Annotated in this window: 2 protein-coding genes; both read left to right on the plus strand. The window is 76.0% G+C overall.

Features of this window, described 5'->3' with window-relative positions:
• The first annotated feature begins 168 nt into the window (after positions 1-168).
• On the plus strand, positions 169-798 hold the full coding sequence (locus tag ACFXGA_RS33640) for a hypothetical protein (protein WP_378095029.1): 630 nt from the start codon (positions 169-171) through the stop codon (positions 796-798).
• Between the two features lie 73 nt (positions 799-871).
• Positions 872-1,921, plus strand: coding sequence for a DUF916 domain-containing protein (locus ACFXGA_RS33645; protein ID WP_378095031.1), 1,050 nt, complete (start codon positions 872-874; stop codon positions 1,919-1,921).
• Positions 1,922-2,047: the final 126 nt, after the last annotated feature.

The raw sequence follows: 2,047 nt of genomic DNA on the forward strand, positions 1-2,047 counted from the left end.
CCGGTCCCCCGGTTTTTCTGGCGGGCGCCGAGAGGACAGGTTTTCCCCCCCACACACCCGGGCAGGGGGGGGCGGCGGTGGCCACCCGGGGGCCCGCCACCGCCCCTCCCGCCGCCCCCGGCAACCCCGTCGTCACCTGCGGCTGAAACCAACGAGGAGCAGAACAGCATGAGACCACCCACCACGTCCCGCCTGATCGCGGCGTCCGCCCTCGGCCTCGCGCTCGGCGCGGCGGTCGTCGCACCGGCCTCGGCCGACCCCGCGGGGGACGCGGGCATCGACGTGAACGTCACCATCGAGGACACCGGCACCCCCGGGCAGCTCACGATGACGGTCGCGCCGAACGACGGCGTCACCCTCACCGAGAACGGCTCGGACGCCGCCGCCCGGCAGTTCACCGGCGTCACGCCGACCATCACGATCACCGACACCCGCCGGCCGGAGGACATCCCGGCGGGCTCCTTCTGGGCCGTGGTCGGCCAGGCGAGCGACTTCACGCCCGCCGGCGGCGGCGCCGGCTTCGGCTCCGAGCACCTGGGCTGGAAGCCGCGCCTGCTCACCGACACGACCACCGGCGCGGTGGCGGCCGGCGAACCGGTCTCCAGCGTCATCTCCGACGGGACCGGCGCGCCGGCCGTCGGCCTCCAGGGGCAGGAGCTGCTGGTGTCGACCGCGAACGCGGCGGACGAGACCGGCTCCTGGGACGTCAACGCCGACCTGGTGCTGCGCACCCCGGTCGACGTGCAGGCGGGCCAGTACCACTCGACGCTGACGCTGTCGCTGTTCGACCAGTCCTGACCCGTTCCACCCCGGTGTCCGGGACGCGGCCCCGCGCCGCGCCCCGGACACCTCGCACGTCGAGGGAGACCCGATGACCACGACCCGCACCCGGCGCGTGCTCCTCTGCGTCGCCGCTGCCGCCGCCGTGCTGTGCGGCCCCGCGCCGGCCGCGTCCGGGCAACCACCGCAGGGCGAGGTCACGTGGTCCGTGGTCCCCGCGAAGGCCGACGGCCCGGACGGCAGGCGGGTGGTCGACCTGGAGCTGCGCGGCGGGGAGCGGATCACCGAGCACGTCGCGGTGACCAACCACTCGCCCCGCCCCGTCACCTTCGCCATCGACGCCAACGACGGCTACCTCACCGACAAGGGCCTGTTCGACATGCGGGCCGCCGACGTCACGCCCACCGACGGCGGCTCCTGGATCGACGTGCCGGAGACCGTCACGGTGGCGGGCGGCGCGACCGCGGTGGTGCCGGTGGCCGTGGCCGTGCCGGACCACGCCACCCCCGGCGACCACCCGGCGGGCGTCACGGCGTCCCTGGACACGCTGTCGGGCCAGGTCCGCGTGCGCAACCGCGTGGGCGTCCGGTTCAACCTCCGCGTCACCGGCGACCTGAAGGCCGCGCTCGCCGTCACCGACGTCCACGCCACCTACGAGGGGTCGTGGAACCCCTTCGCCGCCGGCACCGTCACGGTGCGGTACGCGGTGACCAACGACGGCAACGTCCGCGCCGCCGCCGACACCGGGATCACCACGTCGAGCCCGTTCGGCAGCAGCACGTGGACCGACGGCGCGGCCCCGCGGGCGCGGGAGGTGCTGCCGGGCGGCATGCGGCAGTTCGAGGCCCGGGTGCCCGGCCAGTGGCCGTTCGGGCGGATCGGCGCCACGGTTTCGGTCACGCCGGGGGCGGTGGACGGCGCCGCCGCGCCGCCGGCCGCCGAGCCGGTGACGGCGACCGTCACGACGTGGGCCCTGCCGATCCCGCAGGCCGTGTTGTCGGCCGTGGTCGTGCTGGTGCTGCTGCTCCTCCGCGTCGTCCGCCGTCGTCGTCGGCGGCGGCTCGAAACGATGCTGGCCGAAGCCAAGGCCGCCGGCCGCGCGGAGGCGGCGCGGGCACAACAGGCCGACTCGGTGTCCTGACGCGGTCCGGCTCGGCGCGGTCCGGCCTGTCTCGGCCGGGTGCGGCAGGTCGGCGCGGGGCGTGGCTCGGCTTGGTTGCCGTGCGCGAGCCCTCGATCCTGCGTGCTCCAGGGTCGCGTGGCGCCC

It is taken from the genome of Actinosynnema sp. NPDC059335, from assembly GCF_042752395.1.
Classification (GTDB): domain Bacteria; phylum Actinomycetota; class Actinomycetes; order Mycobacteriales; family Pseudonocardiaceae; genus Actinosynnema.